The organism is Streptomyces sp. NPDC104106 (assembly GCF_055584345.1).
In genome coordinates, this window is the sequence record NZ_JBVJMF010000006.1 from 200160 (window position 1) to 225591 (window position 25432).

The following is a 25432-nucleotide window of genomic DNA, read 5'->3' on the forward strand; positions in this document are numbered from 1 at the left end:
TCCCACAAGCGGTGCGGCGCGGGCGACCGACCGGCGGCACGAAACTCCCCTGCCCCTTACGGAAGATGGCCACGTGGCGTTCAACAGGATCGCGAATTCACCGCGCGCTCACGGCCCCTGCCCTTTCCCTCTCGAACATCATCGCGAACATCACAATTACGTATCGGACATTCCACACTCCGACCTTCACACGAGGCACACACCTTGGCTAGGTTGACGCGAGGCCGCCCGGCTCAGCCGGACGAGAAACGGCCCAACTGTCCTGTGGGGCAAGGAAGGAGCACGTCTTCCATGGCGCCGGAAAGCCGCGACGAGGTTCGGCAGCGGATCGCTTCCCTCTACGACCGGGCCGAGAACGAGACCGGGAACTTCAACGCGACCCGTGCCATGGCGTCGGTGACGCGTTCGCGTGGCGTGCCGCTGGCCAAGCGGTCGGGGCGCCGGCCGGATCCCGCGCTGGACGAGATGGCCCGGCAGTGGTTCGACGCGGCCCGCGCCAAGCTCGGCCCGACGGTCCCCGCAGCCCTCTCCGCCGACCGGCTCCCCGGACTCCCGCCGACGCCCGCGCGCCTCGGCGACGGGCCCGGGGACGCCGCCCTCGCGCGTGACGCGCTGGGCGCGGGCCTGTCCGCCCGCCGCCCGGAGCTGGAACCCACCGATCGGCGCGCCCTCGCCGAACTGCCTGCCGGCGGCCCCGTCCCGGATTCACCGGGCGCGCCTCAGACCGCCCTGCAGACGAGCCCCCGCCGTCCCGAACTGCCAGGCGGGCTCGGTGCTGCGACCGGAACGAGCGGTGGTTCCGGGCAGCCCGGCGGCCGGAGCGCATCCGAGGCAACGGCTCCTGGCACGCCGACCGGGAGCGTGCCGCCGTGGGGGGCCCAGGGACCGGCGGCGGCGACCGCCTCCGGTGGGCGCGCGGATACGCCGTTGCCGACTCCCGGCACGTGGCAGACCACGGCCCTCATGGTGCCCGAGGCACAGGACACCGCGGCCTTGCCGACCACCTTCGAGCAGGGCGCGGCACCCGCTACGGCACCGGTCACGGCGGGCGCGGCGGCGTGGATGCCGCCCGGCGCGCAAGGAACCGCCGCCCCCACGACACCGGGCAGGCCGGAGACCGCAGCATGGCTGACACCCGACACGCAAGAAACCGCCGCCCCCACGACACCGGGCAGGCCGGAGACCGCAGCATGGATGGCGCCCGGCACGCAAGGAGCCGCGGCCCTGGTGGCTCAAGGTCTGCCGGATGCGGCCGTCCTGATGGCGCCCGCTGGCCAGCGGGGAGCGGCCACGTTCGCTCCTGATCCGCAAGACGTGGCGGCCCTGATGACCCCTGGGGCGCAGGATGCCCCAGCCTTCATGCCCCCTGGCACGCAAGAAGCGGCGGCCCTCATGGCGCCGGGCGCACCGGGCGTCACGGGGCTGATGGTGCCCGGAGTGGGGGAGATGACGGCCCTGCTGCCCCTCGGGGCGCAGAGCGTGCCGGTGGGCCGGCCTGCCGGTGACACCGACGTGGTGCCCGTCGTCCGACAGGCCGCCGCTCCGGCCGCGCCGGTCCCGGAACCCGGGGTCCTGCGGGGAGCCGGCGTGCCCGGCCGGCCTTCCCCGGTCACGTCGAAGGCGAGCAACCAACGCAAGCTGGCGGCGGCGAGCGACATCCTCTCCCGGCACATCGCCCGCCTCGTGACAGCGGCAACGGCGGTACCTCAGACGCCCGTCACGGTGGCACCGGCCGATGTCGCCCGGACCGGCCAGGCAATCGGTCAGTGGCAACAGCCGCAGTGGTCGGCCCCGGCCGTCTCGCCGGAGGCCCCACGGACACCCGCCGCACCCCTCTGGCCGGCCCCCAGTGCTTCGGCCACCACCGGCTCCTTCCCGTCCCCGGCAACCGCCGCGCCTCCTACCACCACCGGCACCGCCGCCGCCACCGGCATCAGCCCCCTCCCGTACCCGACGGCGGCGCCTGCCGCTGCCGCCCCCGCCCCGACGCCCGAGTCGTCCCGGGCCGCACGGGCCATCGCGTTCGCCCGGGCGCAGATCGGAAAACCGTGCGTATGGGGTGCGATGGGGCCGGGGTCGTACGACTGCTCCAGCCTGACGCAGGCCGCCTGGCGGGCCGCCGGGGTCGCGGTGCCGCGGGCCGCGCACGAACAGGCGCTCGCCGGTACTCCGGTCACGCTCGCCGACATCGAACCCGGTGATCTGGTCCTCTTCTTCGACGACGACCGGCATGTGGGTCTGCACGTCGGCGGCGGCATGATGGTCCACGCGCCGGGACCGGGGTCGACGATCCGCGAGGAGTCGATCTACGGGGCCGGGGAAGCGGCGATTCACCGGATCGTACGGCCCGCCTGACGCGGCCCTGCGGGGGCCGGCAGCGCGCGCCGGGACGTGGTCAGCCGTGCCGGCGCCGGTGTGCGCGCCGGCTCTCGTAGTGGTCGAGCAGGGTCTCCGCCAACGGCCGGTAGCTCAGGCCGAGTTCGTGGACGCTGCGGCTGTTGTCGACGTGGAAGCGGATGCCGAGGTGCTTGCTGATGTAGTCCTGGGTGAGGCCGAAGGCGGGGCCCAGGACCCTGACGGGCCAGTGCGGGAGCCTGGTGCGCGGCAGCCGCAGGTCGCGGGGATGGTGCGCGCGGATGACGCGGGAGATCTCGTGGAACGACGCCATGGTCTCGGCGGCCACGATGTAACGGCCGTGCGCCGCGGGTCTCTCCGCCGCCGCGATGTGCGCGTCGGCCACGTCCCGGACGTCGGCGGTGGTGAAGCTGAAGTCCGGTGCCCCGTAGCAGAAACAGCCCCGGAACAGCTCGTCCAGCAGGAAGAGGCTGCCGGAGTCGGAGGCCGGGGTGAACGAGGGGCCGAGGATCAGCCCGGGGTTGACCGACACCATGCGCCAGCGGTCCTGCGCGGCCGCCCGCTGCCAGGCGGCGCGTTCCGCGAGGGTCTTGGCGTAGTGGTAGGGGTTGTTCGCGAGCGTGCTGGTGGTGTTGAAGTAGCGTTCCGACAGCACCTGGCCGTCCATCGCGAGCACGTCGGCGTAGTCGCCGAAGATCGCGCCGACGGTCGAGGTGAACACCAGGGTCCGGACCTCATCGGTCCGTTCGACGGCGGCCAGGACGTTGCGGGTGCCGAGCAGCGCCGGCTCCACGACGTCCCGCCGCCCGTGGCGGATGCGTTCCGGCATCAGGAACGGCGAAGCCACGTGGAAGACGGTCGCACAGCCGGCGAACGCCTCCTCGAACGAGCCCTCCTCCAGCAGGTCGGCCCGGAAGAGGGCGAGTCGGCCGGGGAAGGCCTCCTGCAGTTCCCACAGCGGGCGCACCTTGCGGGCGTCGGAGGTGTTGCGCACCGTCGCGCGCACCTGGTAGTCCCGTTCCAGCAGGCGTCGTACCAGGTGACTGCCGACGAAGCCGCTGCCGCCGGTCACCGCCACCGTCGCCCCCGCGGGTGCGCCCACGCCGCCTCACCCCTTCGCCGCACCGCCCCGGCGCCGGTCGCCGCGGCCTCCGGGCAGGATCCCGGGGCCGCGCCCACAAGGAAACCCCCGCACAGGCCATAAGATCACCTTATGAGGTCATAGACGAGACCCCTGTACTGACTTAGGTCTGCCTTAGTTTAGGCTTCTTCCCATTCGAGCCGACTGTCCACGTTCGAAGGGAACCTGATCATGCCGCGCCCCCTGCGGGTAGCCATCGTCGGAGCCGGTCCCGCCGGGATCTACGCCGCCGACGCCCTGCTCAAGTCCGAGGTGGCCGCCGGCCCCGGCGTCTCCGTCGACCTCTTCGAGCGGATGCCCGCCCCGTTCGGTCTGATCCGGTACGGCGTCGCCCCCGACCACCCCCGCATCAAGGGCATCGTCACCGCCCTGCACCAGGTGCTCGACAAGCCGCAGATCCGGCTGTTCGGCAACGTCGACTACCCGACCGACATCAGCCTGGACGACCTGCGCGACTTCTACGACGCGGTGATCTTCTCCACCGGCGCGATGGCCGACCGCGAACTGCCGATCCCCGGCATCGACCTGGACGGCTCCTACGGCGCCGCCGACTTCGTCTCCTGGTACGACGGCCACCCGGACGTGCCGCGCACCTGGCCACTGGAGGCCGAGAAGGTCGCCGTGCTCGGTGTCGGCAACGTCGCCCTCGACGTGGCCCGCGTCCTCGCCAAGACCGCGGACGAACTGCTGCCGACCGAGATCCCGCCGAACGTCTACGACGGCCTGAAGGCGAACAAGGCCGTGGAGATCCATGTCTTCGGCCGCCGGGGCCCGGCCCAGGCGAAGTTCAGCCCCATGGAACTGCGCGAGCTGGACCACTCCCCCAACATCGAGGTCATCGTCGACCCCGAGGACATCGACTACGACGAGGGCTCGATCGAGACCCGGCGCGGCAACAAGCAGGCCGACATGGTCGCCAAGACGCTGGAGAACTGGGCGATACGCGACGTCGGCGACCGACCGCACAAGCTGTTCCTGCACTTCTTCGAGTCCCCCACGGAGATCCTCGGCGAGGACGGCAAGGTCGTCGGCCTGCGCACCGAGCGCACCGCCCTCGACGGCACCGGCAACGTCAAGGCCACGGGCGAGTTCAAGGACTGGGACGTCACGGCCGTCTACCGCGCCGTCGGCTACCTCTCCGAGAAGCTGCCGAAGCTGCCCTGGGACATCGACTCGGGCACCGTCCCGGACGAGGGCGGCCGCGTCATCGAGGAGGGCGGCACCCCTCTGCAGTCCACCTACGTCACCGGCTGGATCCGGCGCGGCCCCGTCGGCCTGATCGGCCACACCAAGGGCGACGCCAACGAGACCGTCGCCAACCTGCTGGACGACCACGCCCACGGCCGTCTGCACACCCCGGCCTCGCCGGAGCCGGAGGCCGTCGAGGCCTTCCTCGCCGAGCGTCAGGTCCGCTTCACCACCTGGGAGGGCTGGTACAAACTGGACGCCGCCGAGCGCGCGCTGGGTGAGCCGCAGGGCCGCGAGCGCGTGAAGATCGTCGAGCGTGAGGACATGCTGCGGGAGAGCGGGGCGTAAGTCCCGGGCCCCGGGCAGACCGGGCAGCCCCAGGGACCCGTGCGGCTCCGAGCCGGACTCCGGGCGACCCTGGCGACGCATGCGGCTTCAAGGGGGCCGGCGCCGTGAGCGCCGGCCCCCTCGCCGCGTCCGGTCGCTTTCGCTCAGCCCTCCGCCGCCCGTGCGAACAGCTCGTGCAGCGGCACCGGGGGCAGCAGGCGCACGAACGGTCCGAGCACGGACTTCCCCGCCGCCGAGGCCAGATGGGTGGCCAACTTGCCGCTCTCCAGCGGCAGATGGGGTGCTCCCAGGGCCTCCCAGGTGTCGCGCGGGAACACGGTGCGCCCCGCCCGGGCCCGGCGACCGGTCTCGACCGCGCCCACCGCCACCAGCTCCGCCTGCGCCGCCTTGTGCCGGGCCGCCGTCCAGCCGTTCCAGTGGCGCACGGCCCGGTCGGTGGGCCGGGCGAGCGCGCGCAACTGGAGGTGGAGCGCGGCCGCGTCGGGGCCGACGCCCAGCCGGCGCGCGGTGGCGTCCACCAGATCCGGCACGCTGAGCGCGGGATTCGCCTCGTAGCTCCCGGCCGGCACGGGGGTGGTGGCGGCACGGTCGGCCATCCTGGCCAGCCCGTCCAGTACCGCCCGCAACCGCTCCACGCCCAGCCGGAGCCAGGGTATGCCCGTGCGGTCGCACACCTCCAAGGCCCGTGCCACGCCCTCGGGTCGGGCGAGAGCGGCCGGGCGCAGGAACCTGTCGCCCTTCGGGGACGCCACCACGAACACGCCGTCGTCCACCGCGGCCGCCGTCTCGGTCACTCCGTCGTGCAGCGGATCCGGGCAGGGCAGCACCGTGCCCGCGTACGGCCGGAACGCCGGGTCGGCCGCGACGACCTCGGCCAGCGCGCGGTGCCCGGTCAGCTCGATGAGCGTGCCTGGATCGGCGAACCGGGCCCGCAGCGCCGCGTGCAGCCGCAGCGCGCCCTCGGCCGCCGGATCGCCGACGGGCCGCTCGGTCAGCGCCCACGCGATCACCGACAGCGCCTGGACGTACGGCGCCCGGTCGCCCCATGTCCACTCCCCGAGCGAGCCGTCGGTGAGCACCGGGCGCGCGACGAGTCCCCCGTTGCGGCTGCCCACCAGCACGGTCCCGGTCTCCTCGGTGGGCTGCCGCCCGGCGGGCAGGGCGCGGGCCCAGTCCGCGGGCAGGCCCAGGTCCGTCTCCAGGGCGTCGGCCAGTTCCTCGTCGGCGTACGGCCGCGCGCCGAGCAGGCCGGCCCAGACCTCGGCCATGCGCTGCGCGGCCCGGCTCAGCCCCTGCGGGCTCCACAGGTCGGCCGGGTCCTCGGGGACGCCGGCGGCGAGCACCGCGCGCCGGCCCCGCTCGCCGAGGCGGTGGCAGAAATCGTCGTACTCCGCGGCCGCGGCCTTGTGCGCCTTGTACGGCGCGGAGCGCAGCATCCTGGTGTGCTCGTCGTGCCGCGCCCGGCGCGGGAGTGCGCCGAGGACGAGGGCGGCGACGCAGCGCCGTACGCCGGTGCGCCGGCAGAAGACGGTCAGGGCCTCGGGGGTCAGCGGGAGCGGGCCGTGCCGGTCGGTCAGCTCCCGTAGGCGGGTGAGGCGTGCGCCGTCGTCCCCGGTGACGGTGACCGTCCGCTCGTCCTCGGTGCCCTCGGGGGCGGGGTCCGTGGCGGGCTGGACGAAGCGGGCGAGGCCGCCGCGCTCGGGGCCGGCCGCCGCACCCGGCGCGGCGGCCAGGGCGGCCAGCGGTGCCCGGCCGGTGCGCCAGGCGCCGCCGGGCGCGGCGAAGGGCTGTCCGCGCCAGGTCTCCAACAGTGCCCGCAGTGCGGCGCGTTCCTCCTCCGAGGTGGTCAGCCGCAGGTGCCGGCGGGCGGCCCAGCGGCGCGGGCATGACGACGGACAACGGCTCCGCGACGATCGTCCCGCCCGCCGGTGAGCCGACCAGGAACCACAGGCCGGGGCCCGCGGCGACGCCGCGCTTGGCGGCTCGTCCCGCGCACGGGCAAGGACGCGGGAAGGAGGAAATGCCCGGTGGTGAGAGCGGGGCCCGCCCCTGAGCGGATGGGCGGGCGGGCCCCGCTCGCCGGACCATTGTGGGTGCCCTGGCGGGGCTGGACCACGGGCGTGCGGCGATCACCCGACGCGTTCCGCGCGCACCCCGTGTGTACGGCGCGCACCCCCGCGCGCCCGGGCGCGCGCGATCCGCCACGCGCCGCCTTGCGGCCCCGGACGACACACGTCGCGGCCGAGCGGTGATACTGGGAAGCTCACCCGCCCCCATCAGCAGATTGGCCCATGTCGAACTCCGCCACCGACCACGCCGCCTTCCCGCAGACCCTCTGGGCGGTCCGCGGCCGCCACACCGGTACCACTCCCGACGAGGTCGTGCGCCGCGCCCTGCGCCGGCACAAGGAGAGCGGGGACATCGACGACTTCACCGAACCCCCCGTGCCCGAGGGCTCGACCGGACGCGTCTTCGAGGCGCGCTGGCGGGCCGCCGGCACGGTGACCGTGCGGGCCCGGCTCACTCTCGTCCCGCACGCGGGACGGCCCCAGGGGCACGAGTGGCGGCTCCTCGCCGAGGCGGAGCGTCCCTGGGACGAGCGGTGGCCCTCCCCCGCGACCCTGTTCTGGCCGGAGGGCGGGGCCGCCGAGGGCGACGACGGCTGCTGGGACCACCACGCCACGGTCACCGGCCTACGCCTGCGGCAGGTCAACCCGCTGCCCCCGGACGACAAGGAGATGCGCCGCCGGCTGCGGGAGGCGGCCCGCGAGGGCTGGTGCGTCAACGTCGTCGTGCACGAGGCGATGACCCCGGACGAGCAGGGCCGGCTGCCGCTGGCCCGGCTGCTGCCGCCCGGGCTGCGGCACCGCGTGGTGGAGCACCGGGCCGCCCCGCACCAGTTCCGCGCGGTCAACTACGCGCTGAAGGACCTCGGCGTCGAGGTCCCGCGCGGCGGCGCCGTGCTGCTGCCGCCGGACCCCGCGCCCGAGGGGTACGACGGCGCGGAGCACCGGGTGCGCAGCGTCTTCCTGGACGGCTCGGAGCCGGCCGAACTCTTCGCCGCGCTGCGGCACTTCGCCGCCCAGCCACGCCCGCTGCCCCAGGAGGCGGAGGAGGCGCTGGCCGACCTGCGTGACAACTGGACGCTGATGACCCTGCGCGAGGAGCTGGAGCGCGAGCGGCAGCTGGTCGCCCGGTACGCCGAGGCACTGGAGGCGATGACGAAGTCCCGGGACCTGTACAAGGACGCGGCCGAGCAGGCCCTGGCGGCGCTGGCCGCCTACCGAGACGTGCCCGCGCCCGCGCTGCCGCAAGCGCGGCCCGCGCCCCGCACCCCAGGGGCGCTGCAGCAGCTGACCCGGACCTTCGAGCGGCTGCGGCTCACGCCCAAGGGCCCTCGGCAGCAGGCCCCCACCCCGCGAGCGCCGGCCGGCACCGCCGCGGACGGCGCACCGGACGCACCCGCCGGTCACGCGGCCGAGGGCGGCGCCACCGACCGCACGGCCTGACCCCGCCGCCACCGGGCCGTAGCCCTCTCGTAGCGTGGACGCCCCGACGACCCTGCTCGCGCTCGGCGCCGGCGTCGCGGCGGCCCTGTTCGCCGTCGCCGTCGGCCTGCTGGTGCGGCTGGTGCGGACCCGGAACACACTGCGCCGGGCCGGGCTGCCCACGGGCCCGCGCCGGGTGTTCTGGGGCGCGATCGCCTACCTGCTGCTCCCCACCGACCTGCTGCCCGGTCCGGTCTGCCTGGACGACATCGCCGTCCTGCTCCTCGCGCTGCGCAGCCTGCGCGCCGCCCGGCCCCCGCTCCGGGGTCCGGAGGGGCCCTGAGCGCTCGCTCCCGCCGGCCCGGCGGGAACAGCCCCGCCCACCGCACGGGTGGCCCATCATGGGGCGATGCAGAGCGAGTTCACCGGCATACCCCGTACGCCGACCGCTCCGGACGTGGCCGTGGTCGTCGATGTCATGCGCGCGTTCACCGTGGCCGCCTGGGCGTTTCGGCGCGGCGCCGAGCGGATCGTGTTCGCCGCCACCCAGGAGGAGGCCCTGGAACTGAAGGCCCGCCACCCCGGCTGGCTGGCGTTCCAGGACGGAGCGCCGGTGCCGGGCTTCGACCTGGCCAACTCCCCCGCCCGGCTGCGCGCACTGGACGTGCGCGGTCGTACCGTCGTGCAGAAGACCACCGCGGGGACGGCCGGGGCGCTGGCCGTGGCGGACGCCGGGCTGCTGCTGTGCGCGAGCTTCGTGGTGGCCGGCGCGACCGCCGAGCTGCTGCGGCGGGCCCGGCCCCGCACGGTGACCTTCGTCGTCACCGGGGACGGCGGGCGGGCCGAGGAGGACCTCCCCTGCGCCGAGTACATCGCCGACCGCGTCCGCGCGGGCGGCACCGAGCCGGGTCCGTATCTCGACCGGGCCCGGCACTCCGACGCCGCCGCGCGGCTCGCGGACGGCGTACGGCGCGGCTGGACGGGCGTGCACCCCGAGGACGTGGCGATGTGCCTGGCCGCGGACACCTTCCCGTTCGCCATGCGGGCCGGCCGCACGGACGGGCGGCTGGAGCTGCGCCCGGTCGGCGTGGCCGGCGTCGGCGACGGCGGTGCGCACCCCGGGACCGCCCGGCCGTCCGCCGACGGCTGAGGCCCGCGCCCAGGTGCGTTCCCCGCTCCCGCGGGCGCATTCTTGCTGTGTCAGCCACTCAGAAGACGCACAGGACGAAGGTAGAACCGATGGCGGGGAGCGGCGGCGGGCAGGCCGCCGGTACGCGGATCAGGCTGGCCGCACTGCTGGCCGACGCCTCGACCGGCGCGCTCGGCGCGGGGGGCGGCCGGGTGGCGGGTGTCTACCTGCGCTCCGGCACGCCGGGCCTGCTGCGGCTCGCGGTGCTCACCGGGCTGCCCGGGCCGCTGTTCCGCCCCTGGTGGCGGCTGCACGTCGGCCGGCCCTTCCCCGTGGCCGACGCCTACCGCCTCGGCGTGCGGGTGGTGCTGGCGAACGCCGCCGAGACGGTGCGCAGGTATCCGCAGTTCGCCGCGGGTCTGCCCTTCCCCTTCGGGTCGGTGCACGTGCCGGTGCCGGGCGGGAGTGAGCCGCTCGGCGTCCTCACGGTGCTGCGCCCGGCGGTGGCGGACGGCGCTGACGAGCCTCCGGACCAGGAGGTGCTCGCCCGGCTCGCGGAGGGGCTGGGCGCCGAGTTGCTGGGACTCGCCGCCGGGGACCCGGGCGTGATCGTCTGGGACGCCGAGCCGCTGTGCGTACGACCGCCCGCGAGCCGCGCCACGCAGGCCGCCGTCGGGCGGTTCAGCTGGGACCCGGCCACCTGCGCGGTGCGCGCCGACGACCGGTTGCACGCCCTGCTCGGGCTGCGTCCGGGCGAGTTCGCGGGGACGGACCAGGCGCTCGCGGACGCCGTCGCCCCGGTCGACGCGGACCGGATCCTGACCGCGCTGCGCCAGACTGCCGCCGGGAAGCCGCCCGGCGCGCCGATGAGCCTGCGGTCGCGGGACGGCGCGCCCCGGCTGCTGGACCTGTGGCCGGCCGCGGAGGACGCAGCGGCCGGGCGGGTCGGCGGGATCGTGTTCGACCCCGGCCCCGCGGCCACCGCGGACGGCGCGGCGGACCTGCTGCCGCAGGGGGTGTTCTGCCTCGACCGGCTGGGGCAGATCGTGTACGTCAACGACGCGGCGGCGCGGCTGACCGGGCGGGAGCGCGGGTGGCTGCTCGGGCAGCGGCTGTGGGAGGCGATGCCGTGGCTGACGGGACCGCCGTACGACGATCATCTGCGCGGCGCGCTGCTCGCCGCGGATCCGGTGCACTTCCACGCGCGGCGCCCGCCCGGTCCCGGCGAGGAGGGCGCCGACGGCGACTGGCTCGCCGTGTCGGTGCATCCCGGCGCGGATCTGCTGACCTGCACGCTGGTACCGGCCAGCCGCATGGACACACCGGCCGGTCCGGTGCCCGAGGCGCAGCTGGCGAAGGGCCCGCCGGAGCAGGCGATGGAGCCGCTGTACCGGCCGATCGCGCTGGCCATCGCGCTGACGGACGCGGTGACCGCCCGGCAGGTGTCGGCGGTGGTGATGCGGGAGCTGCTGCCCGCGTTCGGCGGCCGGCGCCTCGCCCTCTACCTGCTCCAGGACCGGCATCTGTACCTGGCCTGGGAGAGCGGCTTCCCGCAGGGGTTCCTCGCGCCGTTCGAGGGGATCGGGCTGGACGCGCACGTGCCCGGCGTGGAGTGCCTGACCACGGGCCGTCCGCTGTTCTTCGAGTCGATGCACCACATGGCGTCCGCGTATCCGGGCATGCCGCTGGACGCCGACGAGGGCGCCCGCGCCTTCCTGCCGCTGATCGCCTCCGGCCGGCCGGTCGGCTCGTGCATCCTGGGCTTCGACCGCTCGCGCCGGATCAGCACCGAGGAGCGGGCGGTGCTCACCGCGCTCGCCGGACTGATCGCGCACGCCATGGAGCGGGCACAGCGCTACGAGAACGAGGCGGCCCTCGCCCGCGGCCTGCAGCAGGCCCTGCTGCCGCACCGGCTGTCGGCGCACCCGCGGGTGGAGACCGCGGGCCGCTACCTGCCGGGCACCCAGGGCATGGACGTGGGCGGCGACTGGTACGACGTGGTCGAGGCCGGGGCCGGGATCGCGCTCGTGATCGGCGACGTGCAGGGGCACGGGGTGCAGGCGGCGGCCACGATGGGTCAGCTGCGCAGTGCCGTGCGCGCGTTCGCGCTGGGCGACCGGCCGCCGGACGAGGTGATGAGCGGCACGAACCGGCTGCTGATCGACCTCGACCCCGGCCAGTTCGCCAGCTGCTGCTACCTGCGCCTGGACCCGGCCACCGGCCGGGCCGTGGTCGCCCGGGCGGGGCATCCGCCGCCGCTGCTGCGCTCCCCCGACGGCGGGACCCGGGTGCTGGACCTGCCCGGCGGGGTCGTCCTCGGGGTGGATCCGCACGCCCGGTACCCGGTGGCCTCGCTGCTGCTGGAGCCGGACGCGATCCTCGCCCTGTACACGGACGGGCTGGTGGAGCGGCCCGGTGCCGACATCGACGACGGCATCACGGCGCTGCGGCTGGCGCTCGGCAGGGCCGGGGCCGCCGCGGGGCGGCGCGGCGGCCGGTCGCTGGCGGGGGTCGCCGACCGGCTGACCGCCACCGCCCGGCACGCCACCGACCGCCCCGATGACGTGGCGCTGCTGCTCGCCGCCCGCCGTTCGGCTCCCCCGTGACCGCGGGCCGTGGCCCCGAACGGCGGCCGTCATCGGCGGTCATGGTCTCGCCTGAGCGCGCCGGGCAGTGTAGACATGGGCACATGGTGCGACTGCCCGGCCGGAATCCGACCCGGCCGCCCCTCGGGTCCGGGTCCTCGCACGCACGGAAGGGCCCGGCGCCGGGCACCGAGGCCGGCCGGCCGGGCATGCTGCGCGCGGCGGTGACGGGGCGCAGCGTCGCCGGGCAGGTGTTCCTCCTGCAGGTCGTGATCGTGCTGCTGCTGGTCGTCGCGGCCGTGGTGGCGCAGGTGCTCCAGGTGCGGCGCGACAGCGACACCGAGGCCCGCAACCGCTCGCTCGCGGTCGCGGAGACGTTCGCCCACGCGCCGGGCACCGCGGCCGCGCTGCGTACCCCGGATCCGACGAAGATCCTCCAGCCGCGGGCCGAGGCCGCGCGCAAGGCGACCGGTGTGGACTTCGTCGTCGTCATGAACACCGACGGTGTCCGCTACACGCACCCCAGGCCCGACCGCATCGGCAAGAAGTTCGTCGGCGCCATCGCGCCGGCGGTGGCCGGGGGCACGGTCACCGAGCATGTCAGCGGCACGATAGGGCCGCTGGTGCAGGTCGTGGTGCCGGTGAAGGACTCCGCCGGCAAGGTGGTGGGCCTGGTGTCGGCCGGGATCACCACGGCGCACGTGGGCGGGACCGCCGATCAGCAACTGCCCCTGCTGCTCTGGGCGGCAGCGGCGGCGCTCGCGCTCGCGCTCGGCGGCACGGCCCTGGTCGGCAGACGGCTGCTGCGCCAGACGCACGGTCTGGGACCGTACGAGATGACCCGGATGTACGAGCACCATGACGCGGTACTGCACGCGGTGCGCGAGGGCGTGCTGATCGTCGGCGACGACGCCCGGCTGCTGCTCGCCAACGACGAGGCGCACCGGCTGCTGGACCTGCCCGAGGACGCCGAGCGGCGCAGCGTGCTGGAGCTGGGCCTGGACGACGACACGGCGGCGCTGCTGGCCTCCGGGCGGGTGGCGACGGACGAGGTGCACCTGGTCAAGGACCGGCTGCTGGCGATCAACCAGCGCCCCACGGATCTGCGCGGCGGCCCGGCCGGCAGCGTGACCACGCTGCGCGACTCGACCGAGCTGCGGGCGGTGTCCGGCCGGGCGGAGGTGGCGCGCGAGCGGCTGAACATGCTGTACGACGCCGGAGTGGGCATCGGCACCAGCCTTGACGTGACCCGTACCGCGGAGGAGCTGGCCGAGCTGGCGGTGCCCCGGTTCGCGGACTTCGCGACGGTGGACCTCTTCGACCCGGTGCTGCACGGCGAGGAGCCGCGGCCGGGTACGGCGTTGCGCCGCACGGCCGCCGCCGGGGTGCGCAAGGACGCCCCGCTGTACCCGGTCGGCGAGCGCATCCGGTTCGTGGCCACCTCGCCGCAGGCACGCAGTCTGACCACCGGGCAGTCGGTCGTGGTGCCCAGGCTGCGGGACGCGCCCGGCTGGCGGGCGCAGGACCTGGAGCGCACCGACCAGGTGCTGGAGTACGGCATCCACTCGCTGATCACCGTGCCCCTGCGGGCGGGGAGCCTGGTGCTGGGCGTGGCGAGCTTCTGGCGCGCGGAGAAGCCGCAGCCGTTCGACGCGGAGGAGCTGGCGCTCGCCGAGGAACTGGTCGCGCGGGCGGCGGTGTCCATCGACAACGCCCGCCGGTACACCCGCGAGCACAGCATGGCGGTGGCCCTGCAGCGCAGTCTGCTGCCGCGCACGCTGCCCGAGCAGGGCGCGCTGGAGATCGCCTACCGCTATCTGCCGGCGCAGGCCGGGGTGGGCGGGGACTGGTTCGACGTGCTGCCGCTGTCCGGGGCCCGGGTGGCGCTGGTGGTGGGCGACGTGGTGGGGCACGGGCTGCACGCGGCGGCCACCATGGGCCGGCTGCGTACGGCGGTGCACAACTTCTCCTCGCTCGATCTGCCGCCCGACGAACTCCTCGGTCTGCTGGACGAGTTGGTGGGCCGGATCGACCAGGACGAGGTATCGGCCGACAGCGCGTCGGCGATCACCGGCGCCACCTGCCTGTACGCGGTCTACGACCCGGTCGCGCGGTGCTGCACCGTGGCCCGGGCCGGCCACCCGCCGCCCGCGCTGGTGCACCCCGACGGGCGTGTGGAGTTCGCGGACGTGCCGGCCGGTCCGCCGCTGGGCGTGGGCGGGCTGCCGTTCGAGACGGCGGAGCTGGAGCTGGCCGAGGGCAGCCGGCTGGTGCTGTACACGGACGGGCTGGTGGAGGACCGCGACCGGGACATCGACGAGGGGCTGGAGCTGCTGAGCGACGCCCTGCGGCGGGCGCCGGGCGCCTCGCCGGAGGAGACCTGCCGTACCGTGCTGGACCGGCTGCCGGCCCGGCCGAGCGACGACGTCGCCCTGATCGTCGCCCGTACCCGGGCGCTGGGCGCCGACCGGGTCGCCGAGTGGCAGGTGCCGTCTGATCCGGCGGCGGTGTCCCAGGTGCGCGGCTCGGTGACCCGGCAGCTGGCCGAGTGGGGGCTCGCGGAGCTGGACTTCACCACGGAGCTGATCCTGAGCGAGCTGGTCACCAACGCCATCCGCTACGGGCGCGGCCCGATCGGGGTACGGCTGCTGCGCGACCGCTCGCTGATCTGCGAGGTCTCCGACCGCAGCACGACCTCCCCGCATCTGCGGTACGCGGCGAGCACCGACGAGGGCGGCCGGGGCCTGTTCCTGGTCGCGCAGCTCGCCGACCGGTGGGGCACCCGCTACACCCCGCACGGCAAGGTCATCTGGGCGGAACAGCCGCTGCCGTGAGCGGCTGAGCGACCGGCCGGGGGCGGCGGGCGGCGCGTGCGCGGCCCGCCGGCCCCGGCCCGAGTTCCCGGTTCGCCTGAGCCAGCGAGGCGGTCAGGCGGTCAGCCGCTCGCGCAGGAGCTGCTTCCCCATTTCCGCGCCCTTGCGGCTGTCGGCCTGGGCCTTGTGGAACAGGTCCAGTAGCTCGTTGTCGTGGTCACGTTCGGCGTCCTGGATGTACGTCTCCAGGCGGAGGGCGTTGTCCAGGCACGCTTCGACGTACCAGATCAGGTCGTAGTTCTTGTCGCGCGTACCAGTGACGCCACCGGTCTCGCTGGTGCTGCTGGTCATACGGGGTCTCCTCCTTCTGTGGACCCTGCGTCGTTCTCCTTGCGGAGCCCTCCGGGTACCCGTGCGGCCTGCGGGCACACCGCCCGGGCGGGTCAGCCCAGCGCGCGGTCGAGGTTGAACGCGGCGCTGATCAGGGCGAGGTGGGTGAACGCCTGAGGGAAGTTGCCCTGCTGCTCGCCGGTGCGGCCGATCTCCTCGGCGTACAGGCCGAGATGGTTGGCGTAGGTGAGCATCTTCTCGAACGCCAGCCGGGCCTCGTCGAGCCGGCCGGCCCGGACCAGGGCCTCGACGTACCAGAAGGAGCAGATGGAGAAGGTGCCCTCGTCGCCGCGCAGCCCGTCGGGGCTGGCCTGCGGGTCGTAGCGGTAGACGAGGGAGTCGGAGACCAGGTCCTCGCCGAGGGCGTCCAGGGTGGACAGCCACTTGGGGTCGGTCGGGGCGACGAACTTGGCGAGCGGCATCATCAGCAGCGACGCGTCGAGGACGTCGCCGCCCTCGTACTGCACGAAGGCGTCGCGCCGCGCCGACCAGCCGCGGTCCATGATCCGCCGGTAGACGGCGTCGCGGGCCTGCCGCCAGCGGGGCAGGTCGGCGGGCAGTCCGCGCCGGTTGGCGAGGCGGATGGCCCGCTCGATCGCCACCCAGCACATGAGCCGGGAGTAGGTGAAGTTCTTGCGGCCGCCGCGGGTCTCCCACACGCCCTCGTCGGGCTGGTCCCAGTGCGCGCAGACCCAGTCGACCAGCCGGCACACGTCGTCCCACTGGTCGCTGGAGATCGGCTGGGCCCATTTGTCGTAGAGGTAGATCGAGTCGATCAGGGCGCCGTAGATGTCCAGCTGGAGCTGGTCGGCGGCGGCGTTGCCGACCCGTACCGGGGCGGAGCCCTGGTGTCCCGCCAGGTGCGTCAGCTCGCGCTCGGGCAGCTCGGTGCGGCCGTCGATGCCGTACATGATCTGCAGCGGCGGGGCGCCGTCGCCGCTGTCGCAGGGGCTGACGTGTGTGGTCAGGAAGCGCATGAAGGCCTCGGCCTCGCCGCTGAAGCCGAGCCTGAGCAGTGCGTAGACGGCGAAGGCGGCGTCGCGCACCCAGACGTAGCGGTAGTCCCAGTTGCGCTCGCCGCCGAGCTGCTCGGGCAGGCTGGTGGTGGGGGCGGCGACGATGGCGCCGGTGGGGGCGTAGGTGAGCAGTTTCAGGGTGAGGGCGGAGCGGTGCACCATCTCGCGCCAGCGGCCCCGGTAGCGGGACTGGTGCAGCCAGCGCCGCCAGTAGGCGACCGTGGCGTTGAACTCGTGCTCGGCCTCGGCGCGGGCGCAGCCGCGGGGGGCGATGGCGTCGCCGACCTGGTCGAGGGCGAACACGGCGCTCTCGCCCTCGGTGAGCTTGAAGTCGGCGCGGGCGTCCCGGTCGTCGCACTCCACGTCGACCGTGGCGGTCAGTGCCAGGGAGAGCCGGGCGGACTCGAACAGGACGGTGCCGCCGGCCGTGCGCAGGGTGTGCGGGGCGGCGCCGTAGTCGAAGCGGGGCGCGATCAGCGCACGGAACGGGACGGTGCCGCGGACGCAGACCACGCGCCGGATCAGCCGGTGCCGGCCCGCCTCGCCGGTGGCGGCGGCGCCGGCGGCGGGCGAGGTCACCGGCATGAAGTCCTGCACCTCGCCGACGCCGTCCTCGGTGAAGAAGCGGGTGATCAGGACGTTGGTGTCGGGGAAGTAGAACTGCTTGGTGCGGGCGGGGACGGCGGCGGCGAGTTCGAAGCAGCCGCCGCGCTCGGCGTCGAGGACGGCCGCGAAGACGCTGGGCGCGTCGAAGGAGGGGCAGCAGTACCAGTCGACGGTGCCGTTGCTGCCGACCAGGGCGACCGTGCGCAGGTCGCCGATGAGTCCGTGCTCGGCGATGGGCAGGTAGCGGGGAGCGGGACGGATCTCCTCGGCGAACGGGGTCTCGGCCATCGGCGGCCTCCCGGGTTGCGGTGCGAGGTGTTTTCCAGCTTAGGAGTGTGTGCTCTCCAGTGGCGTGGGAAGGCGCTGCGGGCAATGGTGAGAGTGTGCCCCGTTCGGCGGCACCGGCACGGATGCGGTCATCCGGACCGAGGAGGAGGCATCATGTCGACAACCACACCCGACGAGTCCCGGTCGTCCGACGACCACTGCACCCCGGACGCCCTGCTCCACTCCGCTCCTTCCCGGGACGTCACCCCGGAGGACTACGTGATGGCGGCGGGCAGGGACGTCAACGAGAAGAATCTCGACTGGGCGCGCCGCAAGATGGAGAAGGAGGGCCCGGCGGCCGTCGAGAGGCTGCTGCCGTAAGGGCGTCCGGGATCCGGGGACTCCTGTCGACGGGGGGCGACCCGCGGGAAGGTGCGCGCGGGGCCGTGCGTGACGTGCGGCGGGGCCGCATGCCCCATGCGGCCCCGCGCCCCTGCGAGGGTGTGTCCGCTCAGTCCGCCGACTGCTGCGCGAGTCCGGCCGTCCACTTCTCCTCGATGCGGCCCGCCTTCCACACGAGCAGGGCGACGACCCAGGTCGCGAAGAACAGGCCGACGATGACGAAGCCGACCGTGTTGAGGTCGAGGCCGGAGATCCAGTCCCAGAAGGCGCCGTGCAGACCCATCTTGTCGGCGAGGAGGCCGAGGAGTTCGACGGTGCCGATGATCAGGGCGACGGCGACGGACAGGCCGGTGATGGTGAGGTTGTAGTAGACCTTGCGGACCGGCTTGGAGAAGGCCCACTCGTAGGCGAAGTTCATGAACGAGCCGTCGATGGTGTCCAACAGGGACATGCCTGCCGCGAACAGCACGGGCAGCGTCAGGATGGCGTACCAGGGCAGGCCCGAGGCGGCTCCGGAGCCGGCGAGGACGAGCAGGGCGATCTCGGTGGCGGTGTCGAAGCCGAGGCCGAACAGCAGGCCCAGCGGGTACATCTGCCAGGGCTTGCGGATCGTGCCGGTGACCCGGCCGAGCAGGCGGTTCATGAAGCCGCGGTTGTTGAGCTGCGTCTCCAGGGCGGCCTCGTCGTAGTGGCCGGAGCGCATCCTGCGGAACACCTTCCAGATGCCAGCCAGGATGACGAGGTTGATGCCGGCGATCAGGTAGAGGAAGGCGCCGGAGACCGTGGTGCCGATCAGGCCGGTGACCTGGTGCAGGTGCGAGTTGTCGTCGCGGACCGGGCCGGCCAGGGCCTTCAGGCCGAGCGAGAGCAGCAGGGAGAGGCCGAAGACGACGCTGGAGTGGCCGAGGGAGAACCAGAACCCGACCGACAGCGGGCGCTGCCCCTCGCCCATGAGCTTGCGGGTGGTGTTGTCGATCGCCGCGATGTGGTCGGCGTCGAAGGCGTGCCGCATGCCGAGGGTGTAGGCGGTCACGCCGATGCCGATACCGAAGGACTCCTTGCCCACGCTGAAGTGCTGCGGCGCGATGATGCCGACGAGGGTGCCCCAGCCGATGACGTGCAGCGCGAGCACGAAGCCCGCCATCCCGCCGACTCTGGTCCACTCCTGGCGCGTCATGGAGCCGCGGACGCGGTGCCAGAGCGACGGCCTGCCGTCGGCCTGGGCGGGGAGGGACGGTGCGGAACCGGGGGCGGCCGTCATCGGGAGGATCTGTCCTTCGCTCGTACGGGTAGGGCTGCACCGCGCAGCCGGGTGCCATCATCTCCTACCTGCAAGTGATGTGCAGTAAAGGCCGCGGCAGGCCTTTCCCATGGAAAAGGAAAAGAAAAGGGAAAGGCCTGCTCTGGAAGCGCCCGTGAGCTGGGGAAACGGTGAGCCGGTGCGGGAATGCTCAGGCGGAGAGCATGCCTCGGCCCAGCCAGTCCGCGCTGTCCTTGACGCCGGGCAGCGCGAAGAAGTAGCCGCCGCCGGTCGGGGAGATGTAGTCGACGAGCGGCTCGTCGATCAGGCGGGTCTGCACGGCCTCGAACTGGCGCTTGACGTCCTGGTTGTAGCAGCAGAACACCAGGCCCATGTCGAGGTTGCCGACGTTGTCGACGCCCCGGTCGTAGTTGTAGCCGCGGCGCAGGATGCGGGAGCTGTCGCTCTGGGCGGTGCGCGGGTTGGCGAGCCGGATGTGGGCGTCCAGCGGGATCGCGTTGCCCTTGGGGTCCTTGGCGTACTGGGGGATGTCGGTCTCCTTGGCGCCGTCGAGCGGGGCGCCGGTGTCCTTGCGGCGGCCGAACATCTTCTCCTGCTCGGTCAGCGAGACCCGGTCCCAGAACTCCACCAGCATGCGGATGATCCGGATGACCTGGTAGCTGCCGCCCGTGGCCCAGGCCGGCTCGCCCTGGCCGTCGCCGACCCAGATCAGCTTGTCCGTCTCGCGCGCGGAGGTGACGTCCGGGTTGGCGATGCCGTCCTTGAAGCCGAGCAGGTTGCGCTGGGCGCCGGTGGGGCGCGGGGCGTTCTGGAAGCCGTCGACGCGCCACTTGATCTGCATGGCGCCGCGGGTGTGCCGGGCGATGTCGCGCAGCGCGTGCAGCACGGTGTCCTGGCTCTGGGCGCAGATCTGCAGCGACAGGTCGCCGTGGCACTCGGCCGCGTTCAGGTTGTCGTTGGGGAACGTGCGCATCGGGGTGAGCCGGGCGGGCTTGGCCTTGGCGAGGCCGTAGCGGTCGTCGAAGAGGGAGGCGCCGACGCCGACGGTGACCGTGAGGGCGTCGGAGGGGACCTCCGGGCCGAGGATGCCATTGTCCGAGGGCGGCGCGCCGACGCCGAGGTCGGCCGGGGCGCCGCCGGCGGTGAGGAAGCGGGCCCGCTCGGTGATGGTCTTCAGCAGGTCGGCGAGACCTTTGCGGTCGTCGGCTATGACATTGAGCGAGACGAACGTGGCGGCGGCCGGCGCCGGCGTGATGATGCCGGCCTGGTGGGCGCCGTGGAAGGGGACCTTCGCCGTGCCGTCGGCGTTCGCGGACTGCGCCTCGGCGGTGCCGCCGCTCTGACCGAGGGCGAAGCCGCCGCCGGCCAGCACCGCTCCGGCTGCCCCGGCGCCCAGCGCGCTGCGCACGAAGGAGCGGCGGGCGGGACCGACGGGGCAGGTCGGCTGGTCGGCGGTGGGCATCGCGGGGTTCCCTTCGGGGTGCGGGTACGCGGACGGCAGGGGGCAGGCTCGGTCGGTCATCAGGCGGACTTCCGGATCTCGAGCAGGTCCGGGATCGGGGCGAGGTCCTCCAGCAGCTGGCCGGTGGCGCCGTTCAGCCGCTGCCGGTCGGTCTCGGCGAGCTTGTCGACGGCCGTCCAGCGGTCGCCGGAGTGGGCGGCGTCCAGCAGCTTCTGCACGCGCGCGATGTCCGCGTCGACCGTGGGCAGCAGCCGCGGGGCGCGGCTGGTGAGCAGCGGCCTGAGGACGGTGAGCAGCTCGCGGGTGCCGGCGAGGTTGGCGTCGGCGGTCGCGAGGTTGGTGCCGCTGCCCTCGTCGGTGTCGCCGGTCAGCTCGAACTGGAGGGTGTTCTCCAGGATCTCGTGGGCGCGCAGCGGCAGGTCACCGGGGTCGAAGTCCTGGCTCGGGAACGCCTTCTGCAGGCCGGCCACGTCGGCGACGAGCTGCTGGGCGGGACCGGTCAGCTCCCCTGCGGACCGGCCGTGCCACAGGCCGTACTCGATGCGGTGGAAGCCGGTGAAGCCCTTGTCGTTCACGCCGTCGGCGAGTCCGTCGGCCCGGCCGTTGATCTTCTTGTCGAAGTCCTCGAAGGTGCCATAGGCGGCGCCGAGCGAGGAGTAGGTCAGGTGCGCGGTGAGCCAGTCGCTACGGGCCTTGTCCAGATGGCCGCCCTTGATGTCGTCGGCGAGGGTCCGGCTCTGGCCGGCCAGGGTGGCGAGGCCCTGGCCGACGTACGCCTTGTACTGCTTCAGGGGCGTGGCGAGGTCCTGCTCGGAGACGGGGACGACCGGCTTGGCCGCGCCGCCGCCGGTGACGGTGACCGACTTGGAGGTGACGGCCTTGCCGCCGGTGGGCACGCAGCGCCAGGCGTAGGTGCCGCCGGCGACGGTGGCGACGAGGTCGCGGGTGGTGCCCGGGGCGAGGCCCTCGATCTCGCCGTAGACCGCGTTGGTGGCCGGGTCGACGAGGTACACCTCGGAGGTCTTGCCGCCGGTGTTGTGCATCTGGAACGTCTGCCGGCCCGGCTTGGGCGCGGTGAAGCCCTTGCCGCACTCGGTCTCGGAGACGGCGACGGTCTGGTCGCCGGCGGGCTTGGGCCGGGAGAAGGTGACGACGAGGCCGGCGACGACGGCGGGTACGGCGACGACGGCGGCCGGCACCACCCAGGCCGGACGGCGCCGTGCGGGGCGCTCGTCCTTCGGCTGCGGCTCGGTGCTCTCCTTCGCCTTCGCCGGCTTCGGGGCCGTGGCGCGCACGCCGCGCACGAACAGGGTCATGACGACGGCCAGGTAGGCGACGTAGGCGACGACCTGCAGCCAGGTCATGGTCGGGGTGAGGTTGAAGACGCCCTGGACGAGGGTGCTGTACCAGGAGCCGGCGTCGACGCTGCTCGCGAGGTCGACCGCGTAGGCGGTCTTGCCGGGCAGTACGCCGCCCTCCTGCAGGTCGCGCAGGCCGTAGCCGAGGACGCCGGCCGCGATGACGATCAGCACGGCGCCGGTGGCGGTGAAGAACTTCGTCAGGTTGATCTTCAGGACCCGGCGGTACAAACCCCAGCAGAGGACCGTGGCGAGGACCAGGCCGATGCCGGCGCCGGTCAGCGGGCCCGCGGACTCCCCGGCCGCCTGGGCGGTGGTCCACAGGAAGAGCGCGGTCTCCAGGCCCTCCCGGCCGACGGCGAGGAAGGAGGTGAGGATCAGCACGCCCGCGCCCATGCCGAGCGCGGCGGTCATCTTCTCCTTCAGCTCGCCGGACAGGCTGCGGGCCGAGCGGCGCATCCAGAACACCATGGCGGTGACGAACGCGACGGCGATCACGCTGAGGGTACCGCCGAACGCCTCCTGGGCGGTCTGCGGCATCGAGGCGGCGGTGAAGGTGAGCACCGCGCCGAAGCTCATGGCCACGGCGACGGCGGCCAGGACGCCGGTCCACACCTGGGGCAGGCGCGAGCGCGCGTCAGCGCGCACCAGGGTGGCGATCAGGATGGAGACGATGAGTCCGGCTTCGAGTCCCTCCCTGAGTCCGATCAGGAAACTCGGAAACGCGTCGTCCCACATGACCTGCGGCCCTCCCAGACTTACTTAGTGAAGGCATGCCTAACCTTCGCGGACCATCATGACCACCCCCGTGTATTCAGTCGGTCACGAAAGAGCAATGGGAAAGTAAAGGCCGGGAACGATCGGCCGCCCCGGTTCGTCTACCACCCAGTCCAGCGTCTACAAATATGTAGTCAGACCTTGGCGCGACGTCGTCGCGCAGATCCGAAGGAAGGGCGTACGGCGATGGCCACTCCCCCACACCTGGCATCGCAGCTCGCGGTCAACGTGCTCGACGCCCACTCGCTGCTCGCCGCCTTCGGCGTGCTCGGCGTCGGCGTGGTGCTCTTCGCCGAGACCGGCCTGCTGATCGGGTTCTTCCTGCCGGGAGACTCGCTGCTGTTCACCGCCGGCCTGCTCTGCACGGGCACCTCCGACCGCGGACTGCACCTCTCGCTCGGCCCGCTGCTCGCCGCCGCGGCCGTCGGGGCGCTGGCCGGCTCGCAGTGCGGATTCCTCATCGGCCGCAGGGCGGGCGGCGCCCTGCTGGCCCGCACCCGGTCGGCGAAGCTGCGCGAGGGCGCGCGACGCGCCGAGGAACTGCTGGAGCGCTACGGCCACGCCAAGGCGATCGTGCTGGCCCGCTTCGTCCCGGTGGTACGCACCGTGCTGAACCCGATGGCGGGCGCGCTCGGCGTGCCGGCGCGCACCTTCACCCTCTGGCAGACGATCGGCGGCCTCGTGTGGAGCCTCGGCCTCACCCTGGCCGGATACGCGCTGGGCTCCTCGATCCCGAGCATCGACAAGTACCTGCTGCCGGTGATCGCGCTGATCGTCGTCGTCTCGCTGCTCCCGCTCGCCGCCGAACTGCTGCGCTCGCGCAGGGCCGCCCGGGAGGGGGCCCGCGGATGAACCTCGCCCTGACGGCCGCGTCGGTCGACGGCCCCCTCTACAGGGACGTGGTGGACCTCGCCCACCGCTCCCCCGGCTGGCTGGACGGCACGATCGCGGTGTGGTCGGCGTACGGGCTCGCGGTGTTCGCACTGCTCATGCTCGTCGGCTGGTGGCGGTCCCGCCGGACGGACGCGACCGCGGCGCTGACGGCGCTGACCGTGCCGGTGGCGGTGGTGGCCGCGTTCGCCGTGACCAGTCTGGTCAAGCCGCTGGTCGCGGAGGACCGGCCGTGCCGGCATCTGGCGGTGCGCACACTGGAGGCCTGTCCCGCGCGGGGCGACTGGTCGTTCCCGAGCAACCACACGACGATCGCCTGCGCCGCCGCGGTCGCCCTGTTCTTCGTCTCGCGGCGCCTCGGCGTCCTCGCGTCCGTGTGCGCGCTGGCGATGGCCGCCTCCCGGGTGTGGGTCGGGGTGCACTATCCGCACGACGTGCTCGCGGGGGCGGCGTTCGGCTCCCTGGTCGGCTTCGCCGCGATGACGGTCCTGCGCCGGTGGCCGGCGGCCCTCGCCGAACGGCTGTCGGGCACCTGGCTGCGCCCCCTTCTGGTGTCATGAACCGCCGCCGGATCACGGAGCGGGCGGGCACCGCCGCCCTGGCCGCCTGGATGGCGTTCGTGGCGCTGGCCGCGGTGGTGGTCAGCGAGCAGGGCGGCCCCCTGTACCCGGACCAGGGCCTGCTGTCGTGGTCCGTCGCCCACCGCCCGCCGGTCGCGGTGGCACTCGCCCGCGGCCTGACGGCCACGGGCACGGGTGCCGTGCCGTACGCCCTCGCGGTGCTGGCCGGGCTGATCGCCGGACGTACCGCGCGGCAGCGGCTGGCGGGCGCGCTGCTCGCCGTGGGCTGCCTCGGCGCGGGCCAGGCGGTGCGCTACGGCGTCATGGACCTGATCGCCCGCGCACGGCCGCCGCAGTACGACTGGCAGACGCACGCCTCCGGCTGGTCGTTCCCCTCGGGCCACACCACCACCAGCGCGCTGACGGCCGGGCTGCTGGTCCTGGCCCTCGCCCTGCGAGCACCGCGCGGCCGGACCGCGCTGTGCGTCCTGGTCGCCGTCTGGGGGGCCGGCGTCGGGCTGTCCCGGATCTACCTGGGCGTGCACTGGTTCACCGATGTCGTCGGCGGCTGGCTGTTCGCCGCGGGCTGGCTCGCCCTGTTCACCGGCGTCCTGGCCCGCCGGCTGCCCGCGCGCCGCGTCCCCCGTGCCCCCGGGCCGGGCGACACCCCCCACCCGAGCGATCCGGCCGACGGGCCGGTGGAGAGTCATGCGCCCCAGGATCCTCATCGTCGAGGACGATCACACCCTGCGTGACCTGCTGCGCCAGGGTCTGCACGCGGAGGACTTCGACACGGTCGCGGCCGGCGACGGCGCCACCGCCCTGCGGCTGGCGACGGCGGACGTGTCCGCGGTGGTGCTGGACATCGGCCTGCCCGACGCCGACGGCCGCGACGTCTGCCAGGCGATGCGTGCCAACGGGTTCCTCGATCCGATCCTCTTCCTGACCGCCCGGCGCGGGCTCTCCGACCGCCTGTCGGCCTTCTCGGCCGGCTGCGACGACTATCTCCCCAAGCCCTGCCACCTGGCCGAGCTGGCCGCCCGGCTGCGCGCCGCCCTGCGCCGGGCCGTGCCGCGGGCCGCGCCCTCCGCCCCGCCCGCCGCCTCGGGCGGCCTGGTGCTGGACGCCGTACGGCACAGCGCGACCGTGCGCGGCAGCCGCGTCGACCTCACCCCGACCGAGTTCCGGCTGCTGGCGGCGCTCACGGCCGCGGGCGGGGACCTCGTGCGGCGCCGGGAGCTGCTGCGCGCCGGCTGGCCGGAGGGCGCGCAGGTCAGCGACAACACACTGGACCAGTACCTGACCCGGCTGCGGCGCAAGCTGCGCGCGGCCGGCAGCGAGCTGACCATCGCCACGGCCCGGGGGATCGGCCACCGTCTGGCCGCCTGACCCGAG

General features: G+C 74.0%; 19 protein-coding genes. 12 read left to right on the plus strand and 7 right to left on the minus strand.

What is annotated here, in order from left to right; all coding sequences use genetic code 11:
* Positions 1 to 291 precede the first annotated feature (291 nt).
* The gene (locus ACZ60X_RS16760) at positions 292 to 2355 is read left to right on the plus strand and encodes a C40 family peptidase (protein WP_469598810.1); all 2064 of its coding nucleotides are present in this window, start codon (positions 292 to 294) and stop codon (positions 2353 to 2355) included.
* A gap of 40 nt (positions 2356 to 2395) precedes the next feature.
* Here the strand turns inward: ACZ60X_RS16760 and ACZ60X_RS16765 are convergent, their stop codons facing one another.
* Positions 2396 to 3457, minus strand: a complete 1062-nt coding sequence (locus ACZ60X_RS16765) for an NAD-dependent epimerase/dehydratase family protein (protein WP_469598812.1) — start codon at positions 3455 to 3457, stop codon at positions 2396 to 2398.
* Positions 3458 to 3667: 210 nt separating this feature from the next.
* On the opposite strand from ACZ60X_RS16765, the gene ACZ60X_RS16770 reads away from it, so the two are divergent.
* Entirely contained in the window at positions 3668 to 5032 is a 1365-nt protein-coding gene (locus ACZ60X_RS16770; RefSeq protein WP_469598814.1) for an FAD-dependent oxidoreductase, read from the plus strand.
* Positions 5033 to 5175: 143 nt separating this feature from the next.
* Here the strand turns inward: ACZ60X_RS16770 and ACZ60X_RS16775 are convergent, their stop codons facing one another.
* Positions 5176 to 6840 (minus strand): hypothetical protein, encoded by a 1665-nt coding sequence (locus ACZ60X_RS16775; RefSeq protein ID WP_469598817.1) that lies wholly within the window; start codon positions 6838 to 6840, stop codon positions 5176 to 5178.
* 483 nt (positions 6841 to 7323) lie between these two features.
* On the opposite strand from ACZ60X_RS16775, the gene ACZ60X_RS16780 reads away from it, so the two are divergent.
* From ACZ60X_RS16780 to ACZ60X_RS16800, 5 genes are all read left to right on the plus strand, one after another.
* Positions 7324 to 8541, plus strand: coding sequence for a hypothetical protein (locus tag ACZ60X_RS16780; RefSeq protein ID WP_469598819.1), 1218 nt, complete (start codon positions 7324 to 7326; stop codon positions 8539 to 8541).
* 34 nt (positions 8542 to 8575) lie between these two features.
* Positions 8576 to 8863 (plus strand): hypothetical protein, encoded by a 288-nt coding sequence (locus ACZ60X_RS16785; RefSeq protein ID WP_469598821.1) that lies wholly within the window; start codon positions 8576 to 8578, stop codon positions 8861 to 8863.
* A gap of 66 nt (positions 8864 to 8929) precedes the next feature.
* Positions 8930 to 9670, plus strand: coding sequence for a 2-phosphosulfolactate phosphatase (locus ACZ60X_RS16790; protein WP_469598823.1), 741 nt, complete (start codon positions 8930 to 8932; stop codon positions 9668 to 9670).
* 89 nt (positions 9671 to 9759) lie between these two features.
* Positions 9760 to 12255, plus strand: coding sequence for a SpoIIE family protein phosphatase (locus ACZ60X_RS16795; RefSeq protein ID WP_469598825.1), 2496 nt, complete (start codon positions 9760 to 9762; stop codon positions 12253 to 12255).
* A gap of 188 nt (positions 12256 to 12443) precedes the next feature.
* On the plus strand, positions 12444 to 15068 hold the full coding sequence (locus tag ACZ60X_RS16800; protein WP_469599232.1) for a SpoIIE family protein phosphatase: 2625 nt from the start codon (positions 12444 to 12446) through the stop codon (positions 15066 to 15068).
* A gap of 93 nt (positions 15069 to 15161) precedes the next feature.
* Here ACZ60X_RS16800 and ACZ60X_RS16805 read toward each other — a convergent pair whose 3' ends face one another.
* Positions 15162 to 15398 carry a hypothetical protein gene (locus ACZ60X_RS16805; protein ID WP_469598827.1) on the minus strand — a complete coding sequence of 79 codons (237 nt, stop codon included), beginning with the start codon at positions 15396 to 15398 and terminating at the stop codon, positions 15162 to 15164.
* 92 nt (positions 15399 to 15490) lie between these two features.
* Entirely contained in the window at positions 15491 to 17347 is a 1857-nt protein-coding gene (locus tag ACZ60X_RS16810; protein WP_469598829.1) for a glycoside hydrolase family 15 protein, read from the minus strand.
* A gap of 153 nt (positions 17348 to 17500) precedes the next feature.
* Between ACZ60X_RS16810 and ACZ60X_RS16815 the strand changes: the two genes are divergently transcribed.
* Entirely contained in the window at positions 17501 to 17707 is a 207-nt protein-coding gene (locus tag ACZ60X_RS16815; RefSeq protein WP_469598831.1) for a hypothetical protein, read from the plus strand.
* A gap of 130 nt (positions 17708 to 17837) precedes the next feature.
* Here ACZ60X_RS16815 and nicT read toward each other — a convergent pair whose 3' ends face one another.
* From nicT to efeU, 3 genes are all read right to left on the minus strand, one after another.
* A complete protein-coding gene (gene nicT / locus ACZ60X_RS16820) occupies positions 17838 to 18989 on the minus strand; it encodes a Nickel transporter NicT (protein ID WP_469598833.1) in 1152 nt (383 codons plus the stop codon).
* A gap of 190 nt (positions 18990 to 19179) precedes the next feature.
* Positions 19180 to 20451, minus strand: coding sequence for an iron uptake transporter deferrochelatase/peroxidase subunit (gene efeB / locus ACZ60X_RS16825; protein ID WP_469599234.1), 1272 nt, complete (start codon positions 20449 to 20451; stop codon positions 19180 to 19182).
* A gap of 59 nt (positions 20452 to 20510) precedes the next feature.
* The gene (efeU, locus tag ACZ60X_RS16830) at positions 20511 to 22547 is read right to left on the minus strand and encodes an iron uptake transporter permease EfeU (protein WP_469598835.1); all 2037 of its coding nucleotides are present in this window, start codon (positions 22545 to 22547) and stop codon (positions 20511 to 20513) included.
* Positions 22548 to 22772: 225 nt separating this feature from the next.
* Between efeU and ACZ60X_RS16835 the strand changes: the two genes are divergently transcribed.
* The 4 genes from ACZ60X_RS16835 to ACZ60X_RS16850 are packed head-to-tail and all read left to right on the plus strand — an operon-like array spanning position 22773 to position 25426.
* Positions 22773 to 23438 carry a DedA family protein gene (locus ACZ60X_RS16835; RefSeq protein WP_469598837.1) on the plus strand — a complete coding sequence of 222 codons (666 nt, stop codon included), beginning with the start codon at positions 22773 to 22775 and terminating at the stop codon, positions 23436 to 23438.
* A complete protein-coding gene (locus ACZ60X_RS16840) occupies positions 23435 to 24037 on the plus strand; it encodes a phosphatase PAP2 family protein (protein WP_469598839.1) in 603 nt (200 codons plus the stop codon). Before ACZ60X_RS16835 ends, ACZ60X_RS16840 begins: the two co-directional genes overlap by 4 nt.
* On the plus strand, positions 24034 to 24792 hold the full coding sequence (locus ACZ60X_RS16845) for a phosphatase PAP2 family protein (protein WP_469598841.1): 759 nt from the start codon (positions 24034 to 24036) through the stop codon (positions 24790 to 24792). The genes ACZ60X_RS16840 and ACZ60X_RS16845 overlap by 4 nt, the downstream gene beginning before the upstream one ends.
* Complete coding sequence (locus tag ACZ60X_RS16850; protein WP_469598843.1) at positions 24746 to 25426, plus strand: response regulator transcription factor; 681 nt, start codon at positions 24746 to 24748, stop codon at positions 25424 to 25426. Before ACZ60X_RS16845 ends, ACZ60X_RS16850 begins: the two co-directional genes overlap by 47 nt.
* Positions 25427 to 25432 lie beyond the last annotated feature (6 nt).